1 protein-coding gene is annotated in these 1,062 nt (G+C 57.3%); it reads left to right on the forward strand.

Features of this window, described 5'->3' with window-relative positions; translation table 11 throughout:
* The coding region (locus ACX12L_RS22955) for a Tn3 family transposase (RefSeq protein ID WP_183027054.1) at positions 1 to 919 on the forward strand (919 nt) is incomplete at its 5' end.
* Between the last annotated feature and the right edge of the window lie 143 nt (positions 920 to 1,062).

Consider the following 1,062-nt stretch of genomic DNA (forward strand, 5'->3'; position numbering starts at 1 on the left):
CATGGAGACCACCAAACGGGTGTGGCAAGCCCGGCTTGATCCTCGGCGCAACACACCTTCCATTGGAATCTACTCCCATGTAAAAGACCGGTGGGGCATCTTCCATGCGCAGCCCTTTGTGCTCAATGAGCGCCAGGCGGGCGTGGCCATTGAAGGTGTCATCCGCCAAGAAAAGCTGGAGACCAGCCAGCTTGCTGTGGATACCCATGGCTACACCGACTTTGCCATGTCACATGCCCGTTTGCTTGGTTTTGATCTTTGCCCGCGGTTGAAGGAACTCAAACAGCGCCACCTCTTTGTGCCACGCGGCACCAAAGTGCCCGCAGAAATCGCTGCGGTGTGCGAAGCCAATGTCGACGTCGCTTTGATCGAAAAGCATTGGGATAGTCTGGTGCACCTGGCAGCCTCGGTCATGAGCGGACATGCCAGTGCGGTGGCAGCTCTTGCGCGGTTCGGTTCTGCCGCCCAGGGCGATCCAATCTATGAGGCTGGCGTGCAATTGGGGCGGTTGCTGCGTACGGCGTTTTTGGCTGACTACTTTGTCAAGGACGCTTTCAGGAACGAGTTGCGCCGGGTGCTCAATCGGGGCGAGGCTGTTAACGCCCTCAAGCGCGCCATTTATACCGGCCGGATCAGCCCGGCGCAGGCCAAACGTGTCGATGAAATGCAGGCTGTGGCCGATGCGTTGAGCCTGATGGCCAACATCGTGATGGCGTGGAATACCTCACAGATGCAGGCGGTCCTGGATCGCTGGTCGAACCGCCGCCAGGTCATTCCACCGGAACTGATCGGGAAGATTGCGCCCACCAGGCTGGAGAGCATCAACTTGCGGGGTGTGTTTCGCTTCCCGGTTGACCGCTATGCTGACCAAATCCTGCCTTCGCGGCCAAATGCATCGATAACTGGCACCAATGGATGAAACCGACCACGGTTTGACGCCACGAATCGCAGATTTGAAAGTGAACAGGAAAGTCAATGAAATCAACGATCTACCAACACCACCTCCGCGCCAGTGCTAGCTTTTCGTACCGTCACTTATTGCACTGAAAACGAGGAGACCCC

Source organism: Alicycliphilus sp. T452 (assembly GCF_054512775.1).